The 23,708-nt window shown below is 54.2% G+C and carries 20 protein-coding genes; 19 read left to right on the forward strand and 1 reads right to left on the reverse strand.

Annotated features, from left to right (window positions below; genetic code table 11):
• Position 1: 1 nt before the first annotated feature.
• From ACI6NM_RS15045 to ACI6NM_RS15130, 18 genes are all read left to right on the forward strand, one after another.
• On the forward strand, positions 2 to 532 hold the full coding sequence (locus tag ACI6NM_RS15045; protein ID WP_262427237.1) for a DUF1653 domain-containing protein: 531 nt from the start codon (positions 2 to 4) through the stop codon (positions 530 to 532).
• Positions 529 to 2,490 carry an excinuclease ABC subunit UvrC gene (gene uvrC / locus ACI6NM_RS15050; RefSeq protein ID WP_262427236.1) on the forward strand — a complete coding sequence of 654 codons (1,962 nt, stop codon included), beginning with the start codon at positions 529 to 531 and terminating at the stop codon, positions 2,488 to 2,490. The genes ACI6NM_RS15045 and uvrC overlap by 4 nt, the downstream gene beginning before the upstream one ends.
• Before the next feature lies 1 nt (position 2,491).
• Positions 2,492 to 3,418, forward strand: coding sequence for an HPr(Ser) kinase/phosphatase (gene hprK, locus ACI6NM_RS15055; protein WP_022273368.1), 927 nt, complete (start codon positions 2,492 to 2,494; stop codon positions 3,416 to 3,418).
• 11 nt (positions 3,419 to 3,429) lie between these two features.
• Positions 3,430 to 4,293 (forward strand): UDP-N-acetylmuramate dehydrogenase, encoded by an 864-nt coding sequence (gene murB / locus ACI6NM_RS15060; RefSeq protein WP_262427235.1) that lies wholly within the window; start codon positions 3,430 to 3,432, stop codon positions 4,291 to 4,293.
• A 12-nt stretch (positions 4,294 to 4,305) separates the two neighbouring features.
• Positions 4,306 to 5,175, forward strand: coding sequence for an RNase adapter RapZ (rapZ, locus tag ACI6NM_RS15065; RefSeq protein ID WP_022273370.1), 870 nt, complete (start codon positions 4,306 to 4,308; stop codon positions 5,173 to 5,175).
• Positions 5,176 to 6,138 (forward strand): DNA-binding protein WhiA, encoded by a 963-nt coding sequence (gene whiA, locus ACI6NM_RS15070; RefSeq protein ID WP_262427234.1) that lies wholly within the window; start codon positions 5,176 to 5,178, stop codon positions 6,136 to 6,138.
• Positions 6,139 to 6,172: 34 nt separating this feature from the next.
• Positions 6,173 to 6,427 (forward strand): HPr family phosphocarrier protein, encoded by a 255-nt coding sequence (locus ACI6NM_RS15075; protein ID WP_022273372.1) that lies wholly within the window; start codon positions 6,173 to 6,175, stop codon positions 6,425 to 6,427.
• A 57-nt stretch (positions 6,428 to 6,484) separates the two neighbouring features.
• Positions 6,485 to 9,964 carry a DNA polymerase III subunit alpha gene (locus ACI6NM_RS15080; protein WP_262427233.1) on the forward strand — a complete coding sequence of 1,160 codons (3,480 nt, stop codon included), beginning with the start codon at positions 6,485 to 6,487 and terminating at the stop codon, positions 9,962 to 9,964.
• Positions 9,965 to 10,015: 51 nt separating this feature from the next.
• Entirely contained in the window at positions 10,016 to 10,993 is a 978-nt protein-coding gene (gene pfkA, locus ACI6NM_RS15085; protein WP_022273374.1) for a 6-phosphofructokinase, read from the forward strand.
• Positions 10,994 to 11,006: 13 nt separating this feature from the next.
• Positions 11,007 to 11,378 (forward strand): ArsR/SmtB family transcription factor, encoded by a 372-nt coding sequence (locus ACI6NM_RS15090; protein WP_022273375.1) that lies wholly within the window; start codon positions 11,007 to 11,009, stop codon positions 11,376 to 11,378.
• Positions 11,379 to 11,382: 4 nt separating this feature from the next.
• Positions 11,383 to 12,198, forward strand: coding sequence for a diaminopimelate epimerase (gene dapF / locus ACI6NM_RS15095; RefSeq protein WP_262427232.1), 816 nt, complete (start codon positions 11,383 to 11,385; stop codon positions 12,196 to 12,198).
• The gene (locus ACI6NM_RS15100) at positions 12,195 to 12,635 is read left to right on the forward strand and encodes an Lrp/AsnC family transcriptional regulator (protein ID WP_022273377.1); all 441 of its coding nucleotides are present in this window, start codon (positions 12,195 to 12,197) and stop codon (positions 12,633 to 12,635) included. Before dapF ends, ACI6NM_RS15100 begins: the two co-directional genes overlap by 4 nt.
• Before the next feature lie 161 nt (positions 12,636 to 12,796).
• A complete protein-coding gene (locus tag ACI6NM_RS15105; protein ID WP_262427231.1) occupies positions 12,797 to 14,515 on the forward strand; it encodes a peptide ABC transporter substrate-binding protein in 1,719 nt (572 codons plus the stop codon).
• A gap of 18 nt (positions 14,516 to 14,533) precedes the next feature.
• Entirely contained in the window at positions 14,534 to 16,513 is a 1,980-nt protein-coding gene (locus ACI6NM_RS15110) for an alpha/beta hydrolase family protein (protein WP_262427230.1), read from the forward strand.
• Entirely contained in the window at positions 16,507 to 17,430 is a 924-nt protein-coding gene (locus tag ACI6NM_RS15115; protein WP_022273380.1) for an ABC transporter permease, read from the forward strand. Before ACI6NM_RS15110 ends, ACI6NM_RS15115 begins: the two co-directional genes overlap by 7 nt.
• An 11-nt stretch (positions 17,431 to 17,441) precedes the next feature.
• A complete protein-coding gene (locus tag ACI6NM_RS15120; RefSeq protein WP_022273381.1) occupies positions 17,442 to 18,368 on the forward strand; it encodes an ABC transporter permease in 927 nt (308 codons plus the stop codon).
• 10 nt (positions 18,369 to 18,378) lie between these two features.
• Positions 18,379 to 19,386, forward strand: coding sequence for an ABC transporter ATP-binding protein (locus ACI6NM_RS15125; protein WP_158358583.1), 1,008 nt, complete (start codon positions 18,379 to 18,381; stop codon positions 19,384 to 19,386).
• Complete coding sequence (locus tag ACI6NM_RS15130; RefSeq protein WP_262427229.1) at positions 19,379 to 20,395, forward strand: ABC transporter ATP-binding protein; 1,017 nt, start codon at positions 19,379 to 19,381, stop codon at positions 20,393 to 20,395. Before ACI6NM_RS15125 ends, ACI6NM_RS15130 begins: the two co-directional genes overlap by 8 nt.
• A 77-nt stretch (positions 20,396 to 20,472) precedes the next feature.
• Here the strand turns inward: ACI6NM_RS15130 and ACI6NM_RS15135 are convergent, their stop codons facing one another.
• Positions 20,473 to 21,822 carry a sigma-54 interaction domain-containing protein gene (locus ACI6NM_RS15135; RefSeq protein WP_262427228.1) on the reverse strand — a complete coding sequence of 450 codons (1,350 nt, stop codon included), beginning with the start codon at positions 21,820 to 21,822 and terminating at the stop codon, positions 20,473 to 20,475.
• A 249-nt stretch (positions 21,823 to 22,071) separates the two neighbouring features.
• Between ACI6NM_RS15135 and ACI6NM_RS15140 the strand changes: the two genes are divergently transcribed.
• A complete protein-coding gene (locus ACI6NM_RS15140) occupies positions 22,072 to 23,703 on the forward strand; it encodes an amidohydrolase (protein ID WP_262427227.1) in 1,632 nt (543 codons plus the stop codon).
• Positions 23,704 to 23,708: the final 5 nt, after the last annotated feature.

Below are 23,708 nucleotides of genomic sequence, written 5' to 3' on the forward strand. Positions count from 1 at the left end.
GATGGAGCAGAGAAGATTACCAGCGCCGGGAGAGTTTTACCGGCACTTTAAAAATAAGATGTATCAGATCGTGGCTGTTGCCTCCCACTCCGAAACGGGAGAGGCCATGGTGGTCTACCAGGCCCTTTACGGGGATTTTAAGATCTGGGTCCGGCCCCTGTCCATGTTCATGGAAGAGGTGGACCGGGAAAAATATCCGGATGCGGACCAGGATTACCGGTTTGAGCGGGTGACGGAGCCGGGATGCCGGATGGGTGACGGACAGGGGATCCAGGCCGGGGAAGAACCGGAGGAGGAGAAGCCCATGAATCCCCATCTCCTGGAGTTTTTTGACGCCATGGATGTGAGGGATTACGATAAGATGCTGGAGGCTCTGGCCAGGCTTTCCCAGAAGGCGGGGCAGAAGGAAGTGGACGATATCTGTATGGTCCTGGATATCCGCCCCCAGGGGGATTCGGCGGCAGAGCAGATCTCCGGGATCCGCCAGCATGTGCGGATGCTGAAAAAATTTGATGGGGAGCGGCTGCGTTGACAGAGAAAGACGAGAACGGTTTTAATATAGAAGAGGAACTGAAAAAACTCCCAGCTTCGCCGGGAGTTTATATCATGCACGACAGGCATGACGAGATCATTTACGTGGGAAAGGCCATAAGCCTGAAAAACCGGGTGCGCCAGTATTTCCAGGAAAGCCGGAGCAAGACGGCCAAGATCGAAAAAATGGTGTCCCGGATCGCCCGGTTCGAGTATATCATTACGGATTCAGAGCTGGAGGCCCTGGTCCTGGAGTGCAACCTGATCAAGGAGCACCGTCCCAGGTACAATACCATGTTAAAGGATGACAAAACGTATCCTTATATCAAGGTGACCATGGACGAGGCCTTCCCCAGAGTCCTGTTTTCACGGACCATGAAGAAGGATAAGTGCCGGTATTTCGGCCCCTATACCAGCGCCGGGGCGGTGAAGGATACCATCGACCTGATCCATAAGCTGTGGAAGCTCCGTACCTGCACCAGGCGGCTCCCGCAGGATATAGGGAAGGAGCGGCCCTGCCTCAATTACCACATTAAGCAGTGCCAGGCTCCCTGCCAGGGGTATATTTCCCAGGAGGAATATGGAAAGGCCGTGGCCCAGACCCTGGACTTTTTAAACGGAAAATACGAGCCGGTCCTCTCCATGCTGGAGGAAAAGATGATGCAGGCCTCGGATGAGATGGATTTTGAAACGGCCATCGAATACCGGGAGCTTTTAAACAGCGTAAAGCAGGTGGCCCAGAAGCAGAAGATCACCAGCCAGAGCATGGAGGACCGGGACATCATTGCCATGGCCAGGGACAGTGAGGACGCGGTGGTCCAGGTGTTCTTTGTCCGGGACGGAAAGCTCATTGGCCGGGAGCATTTCCACGTTTCGGCCTCCACGGCCGGAGACGACAGCCAGATCATCGGCAGTTTCATAAAGCAGTTTTACGCCGGAACGCCGTTTATCCCCAGGGAGGTCTGGGTCCAGCAGGAATTTGAGGAAATGGGGCTGGTGGGCCAGTGGCTCACAAAGCGCCGGGGCCAGAACGTAAAATTTGTGATCCCCAAAAAGGGGCAGAAGGAACGGTTAGTGGAGCTGGCGGCCAAGAACGCCCTTCTTGTCCTGTCCCAGGATAAGGAAAAGATCAAAAGAGAAGAGCTTAAGACCATCGGAGCCATGAACCAGGTGGGCGAATGGCTGGGGCTTTCTGGAGTGAAGCGGATCGAGGCCTTCGATATTTCCAATATCAGCGGCTTTGAGTCGGTGGGCTCCATGGTAGTCTATGAGGACGGAAGGCCCAGGCGCAACGATTACCGCAAATTTAAGATCAAAACGGTCCAGGGGCCCAACGACTATGCCTCCATGGAGGAGGTGCTCACCAGACGGTTTGAGCACGGTCTTTCAGAGCGGGAAGAGCTTATGGCCATGGAGACGGCGGACGGGGATCCGGGAAATATGGAACGGTTCGGGAGCTTCACACGCTTCCCGGATCTGATCATGATGGACGGCGGAAGGGGGCAGGTGAATGTGGCCTTGAAGGTTCTGGAGCGTCTGGGGCTCTCCATCCCGGTCTGCGGCATGGTCAAGGACGATAACCACAGGACCCGGGGCCTCTATTACCAGAATGTGGAGATCCCCATTGACCGGTACAGCGAGGGCTTTAAGCTGATCACCAGGATCCAGGACGAGGCCCACCGGTTTGCCATCGAATACCACAGGAGCCTCCGGAGCCAGGGCCAGGTCCGCTCAGTCCTGGATGATATTGAGGGCATCGGGCCAGCCAGGAGAAAGGCGCTGATGCGCCGGTTTAAATCCCTGGAGGCCATCCGGGACGCCAGCCTGGAGGAGCTTTCCTCCACTGAGGGGATGAACCGGCGGGCAGCAGAAAGTGTATATGGATTTTTCCACGGGGAGCCGGAAGGAAAGGGATCCGGTCCGGAAAGCCCGGGAATGAATCGCCAGGAAGGAGAATAATATGTACGGGGTTACTATTACGGAACTGATAAAAAAAATGGATTTCAGGAATCTTACGCCGGAGATCGATGCCGACAAGATCGTTTTATCCCATCCGGACGTGAACCGTCCGGCCCTGCAGCTGACAGGCTTTTACGATCATTTCGATAACGAGAGGGTCCAGATGCTGGGAAATGTGGAGCTGGCTTATCTTTCCGGCCTTACCACAGAGCGGCGCAAGGCCATGTATGACAAGCTTTTGTCCAGCAAGATCCCATGTATCGTATTCTGCCGCGGCCAGGAGCCGGGTGAGGACGTGCTGGCGCTCTGCTGCCATTACGGCGTTCCCTGCCTGTCCTCTGCAAAGCCCACCTCGGACGTGATGGCGGAGGTGACCCGTTGGTTAAAGGCCAAGCTGGCTCCCTGCATCAGCATCCACGGCGTTCTGGTGGACGTGTTCGGTGAGGGCGTTCTCATTACGGGGGAAAGCGGCATCGGAAAGAGCGAGGCGGCCCTGGAGCTCATCAAAAGGGGCCACCGGCTGGTGAGCGACGACGTGGTGGAGATCCGGAAGGTGAGCGACGAGACCCTGGTGGGCTCCGCTCCCGATATCACCAAATATTTCATTGAGCTCCGCGGCATCGGGATCATTGACGTGAAGACCCTGTTCGGCGTGGAGAGCGTCAAGGATACCCAGTCCATCAACATGGTGATCCGTCTGGAGGAGTGGGATAAGAGCAAGGAATACGACCGCCTGGGCATGGAAGACCAGTATACGGAGTTCCTGGGCAATAAGGTGATCTGCCACGACATCCCCATCCGTCCGGGAAGAAACCTGGCAGTGATCGTGGAGTCGGCGGCTGTCAACTACCGCCAGAAAAAAATGGGCTACAATGCGGCCAAAGAGCTTTATAACCGGGTCCAGGCGAACCTGGCCAGAAAGAGCTGACAGGAGGTTTCATGGAAATAAGGATCAATGAACCAATGAAGATGCATACCTCGTTCCGGGCCGGTGGACCGGCTGCCTGGTATGCGGAGCCAGAAACGGCAGAGGAGCTGGGGGCCCTGGTCTCCCTCTTCCAAAAGGCCGGACTGCCCTGGTACATCGTGGGAAACGGGAGCAACCTTCTGGTCAGCGACCAGGGGTATCCGGGCCTCATCGTCAGCACCAGCCGGTTTGACCGGCTGGAGACCGAGGGAGAGATCCTGCGGGCCGGCTCCGGCGTGCTGCTTTCAAGAGCCGCCAGCCTGGCCTTAAAATGCGGCCTTACAGGGTTCGAATTTGCCGCCGGGATCCCGGGGACCGTTGGAGGAGCCTGTGTCATGAACGCCGGGGCCTATGGATCGGAAACAAAGGATGTGCTTCTGTCCGCCACGGTGCTGACGCCGGAGGGCCAGATAAAGAGGATCCCGGCAGAGGAGCTGGAGCTGGGCTACCGTACCAGCTGTATCCCGGGAAACGGCTATGTGGTGCTGGAGGCAGAATACGCCTTAAAGCGCGGAGAGCCAGAGGCCATAAAGGCCCGGATGGACGAGCTTTCCGCAAAGCGCAGGGAAAAGCAGCCGCTGGAATATCCCAGCGCCGGAAGCACCTTTAAAAGACCCCAGGGCCATTTTGCGGGCCAGCTGATCCAGGAAGCCGGTCTTAAGGGCTTCACGCTGGGGGGAGCTGCCGTGTCAGAAAAGCACGCGGGCTTTGTCATCAACCAGAACGGGGCCACGGCGTCGGAGATCTACGGACTCTGCATGGAGGTAAAAAGACGGGTGCAGGAGCAGTCCGGAGTGGAGCTGGAGCTGGAGGTAAAGCTCCTGGGCGGATTTTAGGAGGAAACGGCCGTGAGACTGATCATTGTTACAGGCATGTCGGGCGCGGGCAAATCGACGGCGCTGAAATTTTTTGAGGATATGGGGTTCTACTGTGTGGATAACCTGCCCATCCTGCTCATAGAGAAATTTGCAGAGCTGACCTTAAGGGACGAGAACAACGCCAGTGATATCGCCCTGGGCATCGACATACGCAGCGGGCGGGAGCTGCCCCAGCTGCAGACCATCATCAATAAATGGCGGGAGAATTCCTATCCCTTTGAGATCCTGTTTTTAGAGTCCAGCGACCAGGTGCTCATAAAACGCTATAAGGAGACCAGGAGGAGCCATCCCCTGTCCCGGTCCGGCCGGGTGGAAAAGGGCATCAGCCTGGAGAGGGAGAAGCTGGCCTTTTTAAAGGACGAGGCCGACTATGTGCTGGATACCAGCAAGCTCCTTACAAAGGAGCTGAAAAAGGAGATCCGGACGCTCTTTTCCAGGGACCGGGAAAAGAGCAGCCTGTTTATCACAGTCCTGAGCTTTGGCTTTAAATATGGGATCCCGTCGGATGCGGACCTGGTATTTGACGTGAGGTTTCTGCCAAATCCCTATTATGTGGAGGAGCTGCGGTTCCATACGGGGATGGAGGAGCCGGTGCGGGACTATGTGATGCAGGGCGGTACGGCCGCAGAATTTTTAGAAAAGCTCATGGACCTTCTCCGCTTCCTGATCCCCAGGTATGAGCAGGAGGGGAAGAACCAGTTAGTGATCGCCGTGGGCTGCACTGGAGGGAAGCACCGGTCTGTGGCCATTGCCCATGAGGTATTTAAGCGCCTGAAAGAGGCGGAACGGTACGAGGTGCGCATGGAGCACCGGGATGCAGATGTGGATGGAGTGAGATAGATGTCATTTTCTGCCAGAATCAAGGAGGAGCTGTCCCGGCAGATGAGTCCTGCCAGGCACTGTCAGATCGCAGAGATCGCGGCGATCCTGAGCCTTTGCGGAGGGATCCAGATATCGGGGGACGACCGGTATACCATCAAGATCCATACGGAAAATGTAACAGTTGCAAGAAAGTGCTTTACTTTATTGAAAAAAACATTTAATATAGAAGCTGACATATCGATACGCCGGAATGCGCACCTGGGAAAGAACCGGGTCTATTCCGTCTGTGTAAAACAGCACGAGGATGCGCTCCGGGTATTGAAGGCCACAAAGCTGCTTTCCGAAGATGGGGAGATCGGAGAAAACCTGTCGGTGGTTGGAAACGTGGTGGTACAGAATCCATGCTGCCGCCGCGCGTTTTTAAGAGGCGCCTTCCTGGCGTCCGGCTCCATCAGCGATCCGGAAAAGTTTTATCACTTTGAGATCGTCTGTGCCACGGAGTCCAAGGCCAGGCAGATCCAGTCCATTATGGCGACTTTTGACATAGAGGCAAAAATTGTCATGCGGAAACGGTACTATGTGGCATATATTAAAGAGGGAAGTCAGATCGTCGACATGCTGAATGTGATGGAAGCCCACCTGTCACTTATGGAGCTGGAAAATATCCGGATCCTGAAGGAGATGAGAGGAAACGTCAACCGCCAGGTAAACTGTGAGACGGCCAACATCAACAAAACGGTGTCCGCTGCGGTGAAGCAGATCAACGATATTGTTTTCATTCGGGATACGGCCGGGTTTGAGAGCCTGCCGCCAGGGCTGGCGCAGATCGCCAGGGCGCGGCTTGAAAAGCCAGAAGCGACGCTGAAAGAACTGGGTGAAGACCTGGAACCGCCTGTTGGAAAGTCGGGGGTCAACCACCGGCTGAGAAAGCTCTGCGAACTGGCAGAACGCCTGAGGGAGGAGCAGGGAGCTGGACAGTGAGGTTTGCTGTCCATGTGTTATGAGGAGGATTGTTATGACAAAACGGACCGTTACTATTGAATTGGCTTCCGGTCTGGAGGCACGTCCGATTGCAATGCTGGTTCAGCTTGCGAGCAGCTATGAAAGCAGGATTTATGTTCAGAGCGACAATAAAAAAGTCAATGCCAAAAGCATCATGGGGATGATGACACTGGACCTTCCGGTTGGTGAACAGGTGGTCGTTACGGCTGACGGAGCAGATGAAGAAAAGGCGATCAACGATATTGAGAAATATCTGAGCAATAATTAAGTCCAGGAGGCTGTTTTCCCATAGGAAACAGCCTCTTTTTAACGGAGGAGGCAGCAGATGGCTTTTACACACTTACACGTCCATACGGAGTACAGTCTCCTGGACGGTTCCAGTAAAATAAAAGAGCTGGCGGTCAGGGCAAAGGAGCTGGGAATGGACAGCATGGCCATCACCGACCACGGGGCCATGTACGGCGTCATTGATTTTTACCGGGCAGCCAGGGAGGCGGGGATCAAGCCCATTTTAGGCTGTGAGGTCTACGTGGCCCCTGGCTCCCGGTTTGACCGGGAAAATGTCCATGGCGAGGACCGGTATTACCATCTGGTGCTTCTTGCGGAAAATAACGAAGGCTATCAGAATCTGATGAAGATCGTTTCCAAGGGATATGTGGACGGCTTTTATTATAAGCCCCGGGTGGATATGGAGGTACTTAAGACGTACCATAAGGGGATCATCGCCTTAAGCGCCTGTCTGGCCGGAGAGGTGCCCAGGTTCCTGGCGCGGGGGCTTTACGAGGAGGCGAAGGAGGCCGTCTTAAAATACCAGGAGATCTTTGGACGGGGAAATTATTTCCTGGAGCTCCAGGATCACGGGATCCCCATGCAGCGCCAGGTGAACCAGGGGATCATCCGCCTTTCCAGAGAGCTGGATATCCCCCTGGCAGCCACCAATGACTGCCACTATATCAACGCCGAGGACTGGGAGGCCCACGATATCCTGTTATGTATCCAGACGGGAAAAAAGGTGGCCGATGAAAACCGGATGCGGTATGAGGGCGGCCAGTATTATGTGAAATCCGAGGAGGAGATGCGGGAGCTGTTTTCCTACATCCCCGAGGCCATTGACAATACGGCAAAGATCGCAGAGCGGTGCAACGTGGAGATCGAGTTCGGCGTCACAAAGCTGCCGCGCTATGAGGTGCCGGAGGGCTACGATTCCTGGGGCTATTTAAACCATCTGTGCAGCGAAGGCTTTAAGGAGCGGTATCCGGAGGACGACGGGACCTTAAAGGAGCGGCTGGAATATGAGCTGGGCGTCATAAAGAGCATGGGCTATGTGGATTACTTCCTTATTGTATGGGATTTCATAAACTTTGCCAGATCCCATGGGATCGCCGTGGGCCCTGGCCGCGGCTCCGCAGCCGGCAGCATCGTTTCCTACTGCTTAAAGATCACCAACATCGATCCCATCCGCTACCAGCTTCTGTTCGAGCGGTTCCTGAACCCGGAGCGGGTGTCCATGCCGGATATTGACGTGGATTTCTGCTATGAACGCCGCCAGGAGGTCATCGACTACGTGGTGGAGAAATACGGAAAAGACCAGGTGGCCCAGATCGTCACCTTTGGTACCCTGGCGGCCCGGGGCGTGATCCGGGACGTGGGAAGGGTCATGGACCTGCCGTACAGCCTCTGCGACCAGGTCTCCAAAATGGTCCCGGCGGAGTTAAACATCACCCTGGACCTGGCCTTAAAGAAAAATCCGGAGCTCAAGGGCCTTTACGATACCGACGAGCAGGTCCATAAGCTCATCGACATGTCCAGACGGCTGGAGGGGCTTCCCAGGCATACGTCCATGCATGCGGCCGGAGTGGTCATCAGCCGGACGAACATCGATGAATACGTCCCCCTGTCCCGGGGCTCCGACGGCACCATCACCACCCAGTTTACAATGACCACACTGGAGGAGCTGGGACTTTTGAAAATGGATTTCCTGGGGCTCAGGACCCTGACCGTGCTCCAGGACGCCGTGGCCATGATCCAGAAGGACCACGGAGTAAAGCTGGATCTGGACCACATTGATTTCAATGATAAAAAGGTCATGGAGTCCATCGGAACAGGAAAGGATGACGGTGTGTTCCAGCTGGAGAGCGGCGGAATGAAGAGCTTCATGAAGGAGCTGAAGCCGGAGAGCCTGGAGGACATCATCGCCGGGATCTCCCTGTACCGCCCGGGCCCCATGGATTTCATCCCCAAATATTTAAAGGGAAAGAACGATCCAGCGGCCATCACCTATACCTGCCCCCAGCTGGAGCATATCTTAAAGCCCACCTACGGCTGTATCGTGTACCAGGAGCAGGTCATGCAGATCGTCCGGGACCTGGCCGGGTATACCCTGGGAAGGAGCGACCTGGTGCGCCGTGCCATGTCCAAGAAAAAGGCGGACGTTATGGCCAGGGAGCGGAAGAATTTCGTTTACGGCAACGAGGAAGAGGGAGTAAAGGGCTGTGCGGCCAACGGCATCGACGAAAAGACGGCCAACCAGATCTTTGACGACATGACGGATTTCGCCAAATACGCCTTCAATAAGTCCCATGCGGCGGCCTACGCCGTGGTGGCCTATCAGACGGCCTATTTAAAATACTACTATCCCAGGGAATTCATGGCCGCCCTTATGACCTCCATCATGGATAATGTCACAAAGGTGTCAGAATATATCCTGGCCTGCCGGAACATGGGGATCGGGATCCTGCCCCCGGATATCAACGAGGGCGTGAGCGGCTTTTCCGTTTCCGGGAACAGCATCCGCTACGGGCTTTCGGCCATTAAGAGCGTGGGCCGGGCTGTGGTGGACGTGATCATCTCCGAGCGGGAGACGGGCGGGCCGTTTTCCACCCTGGAGGATTTTGTATCCAGGATGTCCAACCGGGAGGTCAATAAGAGGACCCTGGAGAGCTTCATAAAATCCGGTTCCCTGGATTCCCTTCCAGGCACCAGGAAGCAGAAGCTGTACGTTTCATCGGAGCTCCTGGAAAACAAGGCACGGGAGAAAAAGACAGTGATGGAGGGGCAGATGAGCTTCTTCGACATTGCGCCGGAGGAAGACAAAGGCAATTTCCAGGTGTCCTTCCCGGATGTGGGGGAATTTGATAAGGAGACACTTCTGGCCTTTGAAAAGGAGACCCTGGGGATCTACGTCAGCGGCCATCCCATGGAGGCATACCAGGAGCTGTGGCAGAAGAACGTGACGGCCCGGACCTCAGATTTCATCGTGGATGAGGACGGCCATACGGTGGTGGAGGACAATTCCATTGTGGTGGTGGGAGGCATGATCACGGCCAAAAAGGTAAAGACCACCCGCACCAGCCAGCTGATGGCCTTTGTGTCCCTGGAGGACATGGTGGGGACCGTGGAGGCCCTGGTCTTTCCGAAGATCTATGAGAAAAACAAGCAGTATCTGACGGAGGATTCCAAGGTCTTTTTACGGGGCCGGGCTTCCATTGGAGACGATCCGGTGGGAAAGCTGGTATGTGAGGAAGTGATCCCGTTTTCCGCCATTCCCAACGAGCTGTGGCTCCAGTTTGAGGACCAGGAGTTTTATGAAAGGACCGTGGACAGCGTCATGGCGGTCCTTCGGGAATCCGAGGGGAAGGACCGGGTGGTCATGTATCTGAAGAAGGAGAGAAAGCTCAGACGGCTGTCTCCCAGCTGGGCCATCAACGCCCAGGGAAGGCTTTTGGAGGAACTGTACACTTTACTTGGTGAAAAAAATGTCAAAGTTGTGCAAAAAACCATTGAAAAGCGGGATAAAATAGATTAAACTAGGGATTAGGCATCAATGAGCATGCAGGTAATTTGGAGGAATGAACATATGGCAAAAAAAGAGGTTAAGACCATCGGCGTACTGACAAGCGGCGGCGACGCGCCCGGAATGAACGCGGCGATCCGTGCAGTCGTAAGGACGGCCATCAATAAAGGCCTCAAGGTAAAGGGCATCATGAGAGGATATGCGGGACTTCTCCAGGAAGAGATCGTGGATATGGACAGCGTCAGCGTTGCCGATACCATCAACCGGGGAGGCACGATCCTTTATACAGCGCGTTGTGAAGAGTTCCAGACGGAGGAAGGCCAGAAGATGGGTGCAGAGATCTGCAGGAAGCATGGCATCGACGGAGTCGTTGTCATCGGCGGTGACGGTTCCTTCCGGGGAGCGGGAAAACTTTCTGCCCTGGGGATCAATACCATCGGACTTCCGGGAACCATTGACCTTGACATCGCATGTACCGATTATACCATCGGTTTTGATACAGCTGTCAACACAGCCATGGAGGCTATTGATAAGGTAAGGGATACGTCCACCTCCCATGAGCGGTGCAGCATCATCGAGGTAATGGGCCGCCGTGCGGGATACATTGCCTTGTGGTGCGGGATCGCCAACGGAGCCGAGGATATCCTGCTTCCAGAGCGGTATGATGGCAATGAGCAGTATCTCATCAACCGCATCATTGAAAACAGAAAGCGCGGCAAAAAACACCACATCATCATCAACGCCGAGGGGATCGGCCACTCCACGTCCATGGCAAGACGGATCGAGGCGGCCACAGGGATCGAGACCCGGGCCACCATCATCGGCCACATCCAGCGGGGCGGCACCCCTACCTGTAAGGATCGTGTCTACGCCTCCATTATGGGAGCCAAGGCGGCGGAGCTTTTATGGGAAGGAAAGAGCAACCGGATCGTAGCGTACAGAGGCGGCCGGTTTGTGGATTACGATATCCAGGAAGCGCTGAACATGACGAAGGATATCTCAGAGGAGCAGTTCGAGATCAGTAAGCTTCTGGTCCGCTAAAAGAGGGAAGAGAATGGGAAGAAAAGAGGACGAAAAAATAGCCCCCCACTGTGATTTTATCCACGTCCACGAGCAGGTGGTAAAGCAGGTCATGGACGTGATGCCCCAGGGAGACGAGCTCCAGCAGCTGGCGGAATTTTTCCGTGTGTTCGGGGATTCCACCAGGATCCGGATCCTTTATGCCTTAAGCCAGTCGGAGCTGTGCGTCTGCGACATCGCCAGCCTTTTAAATATGGGCCAGTCGGCGATCTCCCACCAGCTCCGGATCCTGAAGCAGATGCGTCTGGTAAAATTCCGCAGGGATGGCCGGAGCGTTCTTTATTCCCTGGCAGACAGCCACATAGAAACAATCCTCGCCCAGGGGATGGAGCATATCGGAGAGTAGAAAAATGAAATTTACAAAAATGCAGGGACTGGGAAACGACTATGTCTATGTAAACTGCTTTGAGGAGACAGTGGAACATCCGGAGGAGACGGCCAGGTTCGTCAGCAGCCGGAATTTCGGGATCGGCTCTGACGGACTGATCCTCATAAAGCCGTCAGAGAAGGCAGACTGCCAGATGGATATGTATAATCTGGACGGTTCCCAGGGGACCATGTGCGGCAACGGCATCCGCTGTGTGGGGAAGTACGTTTACGATCATGGCATTGTGGATAAAACAGAGATCGACGTGGAAACTCTGGCGGGGATCCGCCATTTAAGCCTTCATGTCAGAGACGGAAAAGTGGAGACGGTGACCGTGGATATGGGCCGTCCGGAGCAGACCTCAGAGATCGGGGAAGCCATCACGGTCCTGGGAAAGGAATATGCGTTTACAGGAGTTTCCATGGGAAATCCCCACGCAGTGGTGTTCATGGACGGAGTGAAGGAGATGGATCTGAAGGAGATCGGACCGGCCTTTGAGTCCCATGAGCGCTTTCCGGGAAGGACTAACACAGAGTTCGTCCAGGTAGTGGATGAGAGCCATGTGATCATGCGGGTCTGGGAGCGGGGCTCGGGAGAGACCCTGGCCTGCGGCACCGGAGCCTGCGCCGTGGCTGTGGCCTGCGCCTTAAACGGAAAGACCGGAAGCCAGGTGGATGTGGAGCTTCTGGGAGGCGTTTTAAATATCCGCTGGGACCGGGAGAACGACCGGGTCTATATGACTGGTCCGGCCGTGGAGGTGTACCATGGCGAGATCGGTTTAAAGGAGAATAACGTATGATCGACCGTGTAGATAAGGAGATCCTGAAGCTTCTGCAGCAGAATGGACGGCTTTCCTTAAAGACCATTGCAGAAAAAACATTTTTATCCTCTCCGGCAGTATCCGCCAGGATCGAGCGGATGGAGAACGACGGGATCATCCTGGGCTATGAGGCAAAGGTGAGCCCTATCCGGATGGGATACCATATCCTGGCGTACATCAATCTGAACGTCCAGCCGGAGGACAAGAATAAATTTTACAAATATGCAGAGTCCATACCGAATATACTGGAATGCAGCAGTGTGACCGGTGAATATTCGGTGATCATGAAAGCAGCCTTTGAAAGTACCATGAAGCTGGATACCTTTCTGGGACAGCTTCAGAAATTTGGAAAGACCAGTACCCAGATCGTATTTGCGACTCATGTAGGTCCCAGAGGGATCCAGATCCAGGAATAATCCGTATATTTTAAGCCCCGGAACAGTCAGTTATGCAGGAAAATGCAGAAAAGACTGTTCCGGGGCTATTATATTTATAAAATGTGCTTGCATTTTTATTCATATAGTCGTATAATAGCATGCATAAACATTCAGACAGTGACATAAGGAGGAGAGCAGATATGAAAAAGAAGGTCCTTTCAGCCGTTCTTGCGGCTTCCATGTGTATGAGTTTTCTGGCCGGATGCGGAAACAGCGGCTCCGGTGATTCCGGAAGCTCCCAGTCCGGAGAGACATCAAAAGAAGCATCCAAAGAAACATCCAAAGAGGCAGATACCTCTGCGGCAGAAAAGGGAGACGGAGAGCCGGTTTCCATTACCGTCGGCGTTGGCCAGCAGTTTACGACTCTGGATCCGGGCCTTTCCACGGAGACAGTCAATCGGTATGCCCTGGCTCATATGTATGCCGGTCTGTATAAAAAATTAGAGGACGGCAGCGTGGTGCCGGATCTGGCAGCCGGAGAGCCGGAGGTCAGCGAGGACGGCCTTACCTATACAATCAAATTAAAGGACGGCCTGGTATGGAGCGATGGTGAGCCCATTACAGCCCACGATTTTGTTTTTGGGATCAACAGGAACCTGACCTACGGTGCAGAAAACGGCTTCGTTACAGATAAGATGGTCCGCTATCTGGAAGGCGCAGAAGAGTATCTGGCAGATACAGAGGTGGATCTGGAGACCTTCTCCTTTGCCGGTGTGGAGGCTCTGGATGATACAACGGTGGTGTATCATTTAAAAACACCCTGTGCATTCTTCACAGGCCTTTTATGCGGCGGCGGCTTCCTTCCTTTAAGAGAGGATGTGGCAGAGGCCGGATTTTCTGAGTGGGCTGTGGAGCCGGGATACCCGGTGACTGGCGCCTATGTGCTGGACTACTGCAATGAGAATGAGAAGGTGGTCCTTACAAAAAATGAAAGCTTCTACGATGCAGAGAATGTAACGGTGGATGAGATCACCTTCCAGGTAATGCCCGATATGGATGCCCAGGCGGCAGCCTTCAAGACCGGCGATCTGGATGCGGCCCTGGCCATCAGCGCCTCCATCGTTTCCACCTATGAGAACCAGAATGAGCTGTGGAACCGTCCCCAGCAGTCGGTATACTCCATCGACTTAAACTCCGGGGAAAAGGGACCGGAGGCATTAAAGGATGTGAATGTGCGCCGCGCCCTGGCTATTTCCATTAACCGGGACGAGATCGTGAAGGCCATCAATGCCGGCAACTTCTATACGCCCCTTTACGGATACGTTCCTTTTGGAATGAAGGGAGCAGAGGACGATTTCCGTAAAGAAGGAGATGCAAAGCAGCTTTACCAGGCATACGATCCGGAAAAGGCCAAGGAGCTCTTAAAGGAAGCCGGCTATGACGAATCCAATCCCCTGACTTTAAAGTATAAATATTCCAACAACTCCATCCACGCCGATGTGGCCCAGATGTTAGAGCAGATGTGGAAGGCCGTGGGCGTCAATGTGGAGCTGGAAGTGGTTGAGTCCGGCGTGTTCTACGACCAGATCGACCAGGGCGACTTTGAGATGGCCCGTTATGCGCTTATGTGCACCAACGATCCGTCCGAGTTCTTAAACCAGTGGACCCAGGCCATGCAGCCGGTGGCGGCCGTGGCGGACGATACCTACGACCAGATGATGACAGACGTGACAAAGATCGTTGACAGGACTGAATATATGAACAAGCTCCATGAGATCGAAACGTATCTGGTGGAGGAGCAGGTATATGTGATCCCGTTATTTGATTTCAACGAGCCGGCATTAAAGAAAGAGAACCTGAAGGGCGTTTACATGACGCCGGGCGATGTTCCGATCTACTCTTACGGATATTTTGAATAGGAGGACTAAAAAACGGTCATGGAAAAGTTAAAAATCAGCGATTTACTGGATTATAAGTTTCTGTCGGGGATCGTGGCATCCCCGTCGGGGAAAAAGGCGGCTTTCCTGGCAAGGCAGGCCAATAAGGAAAAGAACAGCTATGATTCATGGGCATATATCGCGGATTTTTGCACAGGGGAAGTCAGGAAACTGACTTCCTTTGGCGCGGAATCCCATCTTTTATTTGACAGCGAGGATACGCTTTTGTTCTCCTCAGTGAGAAAACACGAGGACAAGGCAAAGGACGGAAAGGAAAAGACGGTGTTCTACCGCCTTTCCTTAAAGGGAGGAGAGGCAGAACGGGCCTTTGATATCCCATATTCCGTCAATGACATGAAAAAAATGGCCGATGGCTCCTACGTATTTTCCGCCACAGTGGATCTTAATAAGCCGGAGGACGAGGACGGCCTGAAGGAATACCAGGACTACCATATCATCGAGGAGCTTCCCTACTGGGAGAACGGCGCATATTTTGTGTCCAGGTTCAGAAATACCCTGTTTACTTACCAGGAAGCAGAAGGAGTCTGTGAGCGGGTGACAGCTCCCCTGTTTGCCGTAAGCGGCTTTGAGATTTCCGGGGAGACCATTGTGTACACCGGCGTTTCCTATGACCAGGTGCTGCCCATGAAGAACGGCATGTACGGCTACGACTGCCGGACAAAGACCACTACGGAATACGTGAAGGACGGAGACATGCACATCGGTCTTTTCGGCTGCTGCGGAGAGGGCCGGGACTTGAAGGTGTTCTTTGCCGGAAGCACCATGGACAAATACGGCAGCGGCCAGTATCCGGATCTTTACGTATGGGAAAATGGAAAAGCAGCGCTTTTTGCAAAGCACGGAAATTCTGTGGGCTCTGTTCCCACTGGGGATATCTCCCTGGGAGGAGGAAAAAAATTCCTGGTGAAGGAAGGTATCCCGTACTTTACCTCCTGCGCCCGCACCAGGGGACCGGTGCTTTCCGCAAAGGACGGCTGTGTTTCCACGGCAGTGGACTTTGACGGCTCCGTGGAATGCTTCTGCCAGGTGGAGGGCGGCTTCGCCATGGTGGGAAGAACGCCCGGAAAGCTCCAGGAGATCTACCTCTATGATTCTGTCTCTCATACATACCGCCAGATTTCTGATCTTAACGGTGCGGCCTTAAAGGACCGGTATGTGGGTGAGCTCCATCCGGCGGGCTTTACGGATTCCGACGGCGTGGACATCGACGGCTGGGTGATCCTTCCCAAGGATTACGATCCCTCAAAGAAGTACCCGGCGATCCTGGATATGCACGGCGGCCCCAGAGTGGCCTTTGGAAATACCATGTTCCATGAGATGCAGGTATTCGCCAACAATGGATATTTCGTCATGCTCTGCAACCCCAGGGGCGGCGACGGCCGCGGCGACGAGTTCGCGGATCTGAGAGAAAAATACGGCACCATCGACTTCCAGGATTTCATGGAGTTTGTGGATCACGTATGTGAACAGTATCCTGCCATCGATCCGGCCCGGATCGGTGTCACCGGCGGCAGCTACGGCGGCTGGATGACCAACTGGATCATCGGCCACACGGACCGGTTCGCGGCTGCCGTAAGCCAGAGGAGCTTCTCCAACTGGCTCAGTGATTTTGGCTGCAGCGAGATCGGATTTTCCTTTGACGTCAACGAAAACGGAGGAAAGACGCCGTGGACGGCTCCCAAGGAGCTGTGGGAGCGCTCTCCGGTGGCTTACGCAGACCGGGTAAAGACGCCGACCATGTTCATCCATTCCTTAAAGGATTATAACTGCCCCCTGTCAGAGGGAATGCAGATGTTCGCGGCCATCAAATACCACGGAGTACCCTCTAAGGCCGTGCTGTTCGAGGGAGAGAACCATGAGCTCTCCAGAAGCGGAAAGCCCCTGCACCGGATGCGCCGCTTACAGGAGATGAACGGCTGGTTTGATCTGTATCTTAAAGGAGAAAAAAGCGAATGTTAAAGTATATTGCAAAGCGCCTGGCAGTGGGCGCTTTCACCCTGTTCCTTCTGGCCACTGTCACCTTTTTCCTGATGCATGTGATCCCCGGCTCACCCTTTGCCGGAGAGACCAGCAAGCTTCCGGCCAAGGTGAAGGAGCGGCTTTATGAAAAATATGGACTGGATAAGCCTGTGTCTGAGCAGTACGTGATGTATTTAAAAAATGCCGCCAAGGGCGATTTCGGCGTATCCATTTACAGAAAGGGAAAGAGCATCGATAAGATCATTAAAAACGGCCTTCCCTATACCATGCGCCTGGGTGCGGTCAGCATCACCTTTGCCCTGGTGACAGGGATCTTTCTGGGGACTGTGGCGGCGTTTACGAAGAAAAAATGGCTGGCGAACCTGGTACTGGTCATCGCCACGGCGGGAGTCAGCATGCCCGGCTTCCTATTGTCGGTGCTGCTGCTCCTTCTGTTCGGCGTGGTGCTCCAGTGGCTTCCCTTTGTGGGACTGGACAGTCCCCTCCACTATATCCTTCCGGCCGTGGGTATGTCCTTTGCCCCCATCTCCATGATCGCCAGGCTGGTGCGCTCCAGCCTGCGTGAAGTGATGAAGCAGGACTACATGGTTCTGGCCCGGTCCAAGGGTACGCCGGAAAAGCTGGTGATCCTGCGCCATGGTTTAAAAAATGCCATGCTCCCGGTGATCACCTATGCGGGCCCCATGATCGCCACCCTGCTTACGGGCAGCTTCGTTATTGAGAGCCTGTATTCCATTCCCGGCATCGGCGCGGAGTTCGTCACCAGCATCACCAACCGTGACTATACCATGATCATGGCCCTGACGATCCTTTACGGAGCGTTCATTATTATTGCAAACATCATCACAGACATAGCCAACGCGATGATCGACCCGCGGATCAAGCTTGGCAGATAGGAGGCGGTAAAATGGAAGAGACAAAGGTACTCCTGGACGATTCCATGTTTGAAAAACTGGACGACAGCGAGAAGAATACGGAATTTATCGCCATGGAGAGCAAGACCTATCTGCAGGACGCCTGGCGGTGCTTTAAAAAGAATAAGCTGGCCCTGGGAGGTCTGGTATTTTTATCCATCATGATCCTTCTGGCCATTTTTGTACCCATGGTATCCCCTTATACATATGACGCCCAGGATCTGGACCTGCGCAACGCCCTTCCGTCGGCGTCCCACCTTCTGGGGACCGATAAGCTGGGCCGGGATATCCTGGTACGCCTGATGTTCGGAGCCAGGATCAGCCTGGCTGTGGGCTTTGTGGCTGCATTTTTAAACCTGATCATCGGCGTGGTATACGGCGGCATCTCCGGCTTTGTGGGAGGAAAGGTGGACATGGTCATGATGCGGATCATCGACTGTATTTATTCCATCCCGTCCATGCTCTACGTGATCCTTATCATGATGGTATTCGGCTCCAACATCGGCTCTGTGCTTTTAGGCATCTGCGTATCCTCCTGGATCGGAATGGCCAGGCAGGTGCGTACCCAGGTGCAGACCTTAAAGCAGCAGGAGTTTGCCCTGGCGGCCTATGTCATCGGCGCCGGAAAGCTCCGGATCCTGTTTAAGCATCTGATCATCAACTGTATGGGCCCCATCATCGTTTCCACCACCTTAATGGTGCCAGAGGCCATTTTCACCGAGTCCTTCCTGGCCTTCATCGGAATCGGCATCTCCCTGCCCCAGGCCAGCTGGGGAACCCTGGCCAGCGAGGCCAGATCGGTGATCCAGAGCTATCCCTTACAGATCGTGTGGCCGGTGCTTGCCATCTGCCTCACCGTGCTTTCCTTAAACTTTATCGGCGACGGCGTGGGAGAAGCGCTGGATCCCAAGAACCGTTAGGAGGTGTACCATGGCATTATTGGACGTAAAAAATTTGTGTGTAGACTTTCATACCGACCAGGGTACGGTCCATGCGGTGCGGGACATCAGCTTCTCTGTGGGAGAATCGGAGGCTGTGGGCATTGTAGGTGAATCCGGAAGCGGAAAGAGCGTGACCATGTATTCGGTCATGGGCCTTCTGGCCGGAAACGGCTCCATCACTGGCGGCAGCGTTTCCTTAAATGGACAGGAGATCACAGAAAGCGCCTTCCCGGACCATAAGGCCTATGAGGCGGCCATGGATCAGATCCGCGGCAATCAGATGGCCATGATCTTCCAGGATCCCATGACCTTTTTAAATCCTGTGGTGAAGATCGGAAAGCAGATCACAGAGGTCATTAAAAATCACCAGAAGGTGACGGATGCCGAAGCCCGTGCCCGTGCCATTGAACTTATGGGGCAGGTGGGGATCCCGTCTCCGGAAAAGCGGCTGAACCAGTATCCCCATGAATTTTCCGGCGGCATGCGCCAGAGGATCATCATTGCCATTGCCCTGGCCAACAATCCGAAGCTCATCATTGCCGACGAGCCCACCACGGCCCTGGACGTGACTATCCAGGCCCAGGTGCTGGATCTGATCCGGGATATGAAGGAAAAAATGAATTCCTCGGTGATCATGATCACCCACGATCTGGGTGTGGTGGCCAGTCTCTGTGACCGGATCCTTATTATGTACGGAGGAAAGATCGTGGAATCCGGCAGCGACCGGGAGATCTTCTACGATCCGAAGCACCCCTATACCAGGGGACTTTTACAGTGTGTCCACAATCCGGAAAAGAAGGAGAAGCTGAAGCCCATTGCAGGCTCTCCGCCGGATCTTTTAAAGCCGCCGGCCGGATGTCCCTTTGTGGACCGGTGCCCGGAGGCCATGAAGGTATGTAAGCTCTATATGCCGGAGGTGACTACATATTCCGCCACCCACCAGTGCGCCTGCTGGCTGGAGGAGGCCAACAGGAGAAAGGGGGAGAACCATGGCTGATGCAGAGATCAGAAAGGAAGCGGCAGGAGAGAAGGCCCCGCTTCTTCAGGTTGACCATTTAAAGACGCATTTTGACGTGACCAAGGGCCTGTTTTCCCCGAAGCAGATCGTAAAGGCTGTGGACGACGTGAGCTTTTATGTGGGCGAGGGAGAGACCTACGGCCTGGTAGGAGAATCGGGCTGCGGAAAGTCCACTCTGGGCCGCACCCTGGTAAAGATCTACCCGGCCACCGGAGGGAAGATCCTTTATAAGGGCCAGGATATCGCAAGGCTGGGGAAGGAGGAGGAAAAGCACTTCCGGAAAGAGGTGCAGATGATCTTCCAGGATCCCTACGCATCCTTAAATCCCAGAATGACCGTGGGCGAGATCATTAAAGAGCCCATGGAGATCCACGGGATCTTAGATTCCTCCAAGGACCGGGAGGACCGGGCCGCAGAGCTTTTAAAGACCGTGGGCTTAAAGCCGGACCATATCCGCCGGTATCCCCACGAGTTTTCCGGAGGCCAGAGGCAGAGGATCTCCATTGCCAGGACCCTGGCCCTGAATCCCAGATTCATCATCTGTGACGAGCCCATTTCAGCTCTGGACGTTTCCATCCAGGCCCAGATCATCAATCTCTTAAAGGAGATACAGAACGAGCTGGGGATCTCCTACCTGTTCGTGGCCCATGATCTGAGCATGGTCAACTATATTTCCCATCGGATCGGCGTCATGTATCTGGGCCATCTGGTGGAGGAGGGGCCGGCGGACCAGGTATACGAGCATCCGATCCATCCGTATACAAAGGCCCTTCTGTCGGCAATTCCCATTCCGGATCCTGACGTGGCCAAGTCCCGGTCCCGGATCAAGCTGGAGGGCGAGCTGCCCACGCCCATCAATCCCCCGGCGGGCTGTCCCTTCAAGGGGCGCTGTCCCATGGCCACGGAGGAGTGCGGAAAGTCCCGGCCGGAAATGCGGGACTTTGGCGGACATAAGGCGGCATGCTTTTATGCGGAGGCTGGGAAGTAGAGAAAATTGAAGAAGCAGTGAGCTGGAAAACACCGGCTCCGCAAGCCCTTTTAAAGGGAGCGGAGCCGGTGTTTTTTCTATAAGAGTCCATATTTGGAAAGCTTGTTTAAAAGGGTCTGACGGGTGATGCCCAGTTCCCGGGCCAGGCGGGAGCGGTTGCCGCAGGCAGCCATGCGCCGGCTTAAGAGATTTGCTTCATACTGCTCCATCAGAGTTTTAAGACTGGCAGAGGATGGGGCCGGGCCAGCGGTACATCCGGCGCTGTCTGCGGGAGCAGTACGGGTGATATAGCTGGGAAGATCTTTTGGAGTGATCTCAGAGGACTCTGCAAAAATACAGGCGTACTCAATGGCATTTTTCAGCTCGCGGACATTGCCGGGCCAGTGGTAGCCGGATAACAGGGCGGCAGTGTCCTGGGACAGTGTTTTGCCGGGACCCTGGGGACAGAATTTTTTTAAAAAATATTCAGCCAGCAGGGGGATATCGTCCCGGCGCTGGCGGAGCGGGGGGACCTCCAGGATCACTGTGCTCAGGCGGAAAAACAGGTCATTGCGTATTTTCCCGGATCTCATGCAGGCGAAGGGGTCCTCGTTCATGGCTGAAACAATACGGAAATCACTCTGGATCTCCCTGGTGCCTCCCAGACGGCGGAGCTTTTTGGTCTCCAGGGCCCGCAGGATCTTTCCCTGGACGGCCGGATCGAGGGAGTTGATCTCATCCAGAAAAACGGTGCCTCCATCGGCCTGCTCCAGGATCCCTTTGGAGTGTACGGAGCCTGTGTATGCCCCTTTTTCTGAACCAAAAAAGGTGCTTTCCAGAAGAGATGAGGGGATGGCCGCACAGTTCTGCGGGTAGAAAAGGCGTTTACACCTGGGACTGGCCGTGTGGACCGCATGGGCCACCAACTCCTTTCCTGTCCCTGTTTCCCCGCAGATCAGAACATTTGCGTCGGTACGGGCAACCCGGAGGATCTGTCTTTTCAGAGTCTGCATGGCGGGAGAATTGCCGATCATATCCGGGATTTCTGCCAGGTCTGGAGAGACGGACGGATCGTCCTTCACATCAAGGAAGCGGTTGGGACTGCTTAAAAAGCGGCTTACACTGATGGAGCCGATGATCGAATCCCCCATACGGATCGGGAAGATCGATTCAATGCCGCTGGATCGCTGACCATTGAACAGCAGGTGGGTATATGCCCTGCTGATAGTAGATTCTCCATGGAGAGCCCTCAGCACTCCGCTGTCCGCAGGATCCACATCCAGAAACGTTGAACGGAAATGCGTTCCGACCACATCTGAAGCAGTAAAGGGGACTATATCTGGATTGAAGGGCTGGAAGTGGCGGATGATCTGCTGATCGTCAATGATCGTAACAGAATCCGCCAGAGTGCCCATGGTGATGATCTGGTCAATATAGTTCTCAAGCATGAAAAAACCTCCCGGAAATATGATTCCATGGCTGTCTGCCTTCGCTTGTAAAAATATTTATACAGTAGATATCAAATATATTATACATATATCACAAAAAAGTCAATGACGGGAGTGAAAAATTGTCTATTTTGAGCGAAAAAATGGTAAATGTATGGCTTTTTTTGTTTGGCATGGAAGTTGCTTTATATGTATGGCATCAAGACTGTTACAGTAAGCCGGGGAAATAAAAACGAGAGGAGAGGGAGAATGAAAAAGAGTACGCTTTATGTAAATGGAAGGATCTATACCATGGATCCGGACAATACTGTTTACGAGGCCATGGCCGTAGAGGACGGACGGATCGTCAGGCTGGGGACAACAAAAGAGCTGATGGAGGAGATGGCTCCGGACCAGGAGCTGGAGGATCTGAAGGGCTGTCCGGTGCTGCCTGGAATGTGCGACTGCCATGTACATATGGATATGACGGGCGCGATCATGGTAGCCATCGATGCGGCAGGAAAAGGAAAGGAAGAGCTTCTGGAAGAGGTAAGGATGAGAGCCCAGAGCCTGGAAAAGGGAAAATGGATCACAGGCATGGGATGGAACCAGGACAGCTGGGATGGAAAATTCCCGACAAAGGAAGATCTGGATGCGGTATGTCCGGATCATCCGGTCAAGCTGACCCGCTGCTGTGGTCATGCGTTCTGGTGCAACAGCCTGGCGCTGGAGCTGGCTGGATTTCATCTGGATGAAGTGAGCAAGCTGGATCCCAAGGAATACCCGGTCAATGAAGAAGGAAAGCTTCTGGGGGTTCTCATTGACGGCGGGTGCAAGTCGATCGAAGGTGTACTGCCGGAGGATACCAGGGAGGATACAGTCTCTCATTTCAAAATGGCAGAGGAAGAAGCCCTCCGGTTCGGCATCACCGCTGTGATGAATAAAGGAGCGGGCCTTGTCACGGCATCCAGCACTGACTGCGGACGCAGCGCAGTGGCGCTTGAAAAGGAATTGTTTGAGAAGGAAGAACTTAAGATCCGTTATTATGAGGCCCTCGCCGGACAGGATGAATATTTTGACGATTGCTTTAAGGATGGCCTGCACATTGATCTCTGCCATGGAAAGTTCACGCTCCGCAGCATAAAGCTGTTCGGAGACGGCGCATTTGGAGCAAGAAGTGCATGGATATCCAGGGATTACAGAGACCAGCCGGGAAAGCGCGGTTTTGGGATCCTTACGGATGAAGAAATGATCCGGCTGTTTAAGCGGGCAGACGAAAAGAATGTCCAGATCAGTATCCACAGCATCGGGGACGTATCCATCAAGCAGATCCTGGACTGCTATGAGACCGCTTTTGCAGACAGCCTGCATAAGGACCGGAGGTTCTGCATCGAGCACTGCCATCTGCCGTCGGATGAGGATCTGGCAAGGATCGTGAGCTATGGGATCATTTTCTCCACCCAGTTCCTCCAGTTATCCCTGGATATGGATGTGATTCCTGGGATCCTTCCGGACGCACTGTTAAAACGCCTTTACATCTGGCGCACTGTGGTGGAAAAAGGCGTGATCGTGACCAACGGTTCGGATTCTCCGTGCTCTACCATGAACCCCTTTGAATCCATGCATACGGCTGTAACGCGGCTCAGTGAGCGCGGGACCAATACATTTGAGGAAAAGCCTTATAAAGAGGCCCTTACCAGGCTCCAGGCCCTTAGGGCGTATACAACGACAGCGGCGTACAGTATGTTTAAAGAGAAGGAACTGGGGTCTCTGGAATGCGGGAAGCTGGCAGATTTCGTGGTGACGGATAAGGACTACTTTACCTGTGTGGAGGAAGAGATCCCGAAGATCCGCGTACTGAAGACCTATATTGGCGGAGAACTGTGTTACAGCGCAGAATAAAGGAC

It is taken from the genome of Pilosibacter sp. YYHA0881 (assembly GCF_051602715.1).
GTDB classification, from domain to species: Bacteria; Bacillota; Clostridia; order Lachnospirales; family Lachnospiraceae; genus Alitiscatomonas; species Alitiscatomonas aceti.

What these genes read in the sequence shown, in the direction of transcription:
- ACI6NM_RS15075 (WP_022273372.1), top strand. Translation starts at nt 6,173, where the DNA reads ATGACAAAACGGACCGTTACTATTGAATTGGCTTCCGGTCTGGAGGCA.
- whiA (WP_262427234.1), top strand. Translation starts at nt 5,176, where the DNA reads ATGTCATTTTCTGCCAGAATCAAGGAGGAGCTGTCCCGGCAGATGAGT.
- ACI6NM_RS15130 (WP_262427229.1), top strand. Translation starts at nt 19,379, where the DNA reads ATGGCTGATGCAGAGATCAGAAAGGAAGCGGCAGGAGAGAAGGCCCCG.
- pfkA (WP_022273374.1), top strand. Translation starts at nt 10,016, where the DNA reads ATGGCAAAAAAAGAGGTTAAGACCATCGGCGTACTGACAAGCGGCGGC.
- ACI6NM_RS15115 (WP_022273380.1), top strand. Translation starts at nt 16,507, where the DNA reads ATGTTAAAGTATATTGCAAAGCGCCTGGCAGTGGGCGCTTTCACCCTG.
- ACI6NM_RS15140 (WP_262427227.1), top strand. Translation starts at nt 22,072, where the DNA reads ATGAAAAAGAGTACGCTTTATGTAAATGGAAGGATCTATACCATGGAT.
- hprK (WP_022273368.1), top strand. Translation starts at nt 2,492, where the DNA reads ATGTACGGGGTTACTATTACGGAACTGATAAAAAAAATGGATTTCAGG.
- ACI6NM_RS15080 (WP_262427233.1), top strand. Translation starts at nt 6,485, where the DNA reads ATGGCTTTTACACACTTACACGTCCATACGGAGTACAGTCTCCTGGAC.
- ACI6NM_RS15125 (WP_158358583.1), top strand. Translation starts at nt 18,379, where the DNA reads ATGGCATTATTGGACGTAAAAAATTTGTGTGTAGACTTTCATACCGAC.
- murB (WP_262427235.1), top strand. Translation starts at nt 3,430, where the DNA reads ATGGAAATAAGGATCAATGAACCAATGAAGATGCATACCTCGTTCCGG.
- dapF (WP_262427232.1), top strand. Translation starts at nt 11,383, where the DNA reads ATGAAATTTACAAAAATGCAGGGACTGGGAAACGACTATGTCTATGTA.
- ACI6NM_RS15120 (WP_022273381.1), top strand. Translation starts at nt 17,442, where the DNA reads ATGGAAGAGACAAAGGTACTCCTGGACGATTCCATGTTTGAAAAACTG.
- ACI6NM_RS15045 (WP_262427237.1), top strand. Translation starts at nt 2, where the DNA reads ATGGAGCAGAGAAGATTACCAGCGCCGGGAGAGTTTTACCGGCACTTT.
- ACI6NM_RS15090 (WP_022273375.1), top strand. Translation starts at nt 11,007, where the DNA reads ATGGGAAGAAAAGAGGACGAAAAAATAGCCCCCCACTGTGATTTTATC.
- ACI6NM_RS15100 (WP_022273377.1), top strand. Translation starts at nt 12,195, where the DNA reads ATGATCGACCGTGTAGATAAGGAGATCCTGAAGCTTCTGCAGCAGAAT.
- ACI6NM_RS15105 (WP_262427231.1), top strand. Translation starts at nt 12,797, where the DNA reads ATGAAAAAGAAGGTCCTTTCAGCCGTTCTTGCGGCTTCCATGTGTATG.
- ACI6NM_RS15135 (WP_262427228.1), bottom strand. Translation starts at nt 21,822, where the DNA reads ATGCTTGAGAACTATATTGACCAGATCATCACCATGGGCACTCTGGCG.
- ACI6NM_RS15110 (WP_262427230.1), top strand. Translation starts at nt 14,534, where the DNA reads ATGGAAAAGTTAAAAATCAGCGATTTACTGGATTATAAGTTTCTGTCG.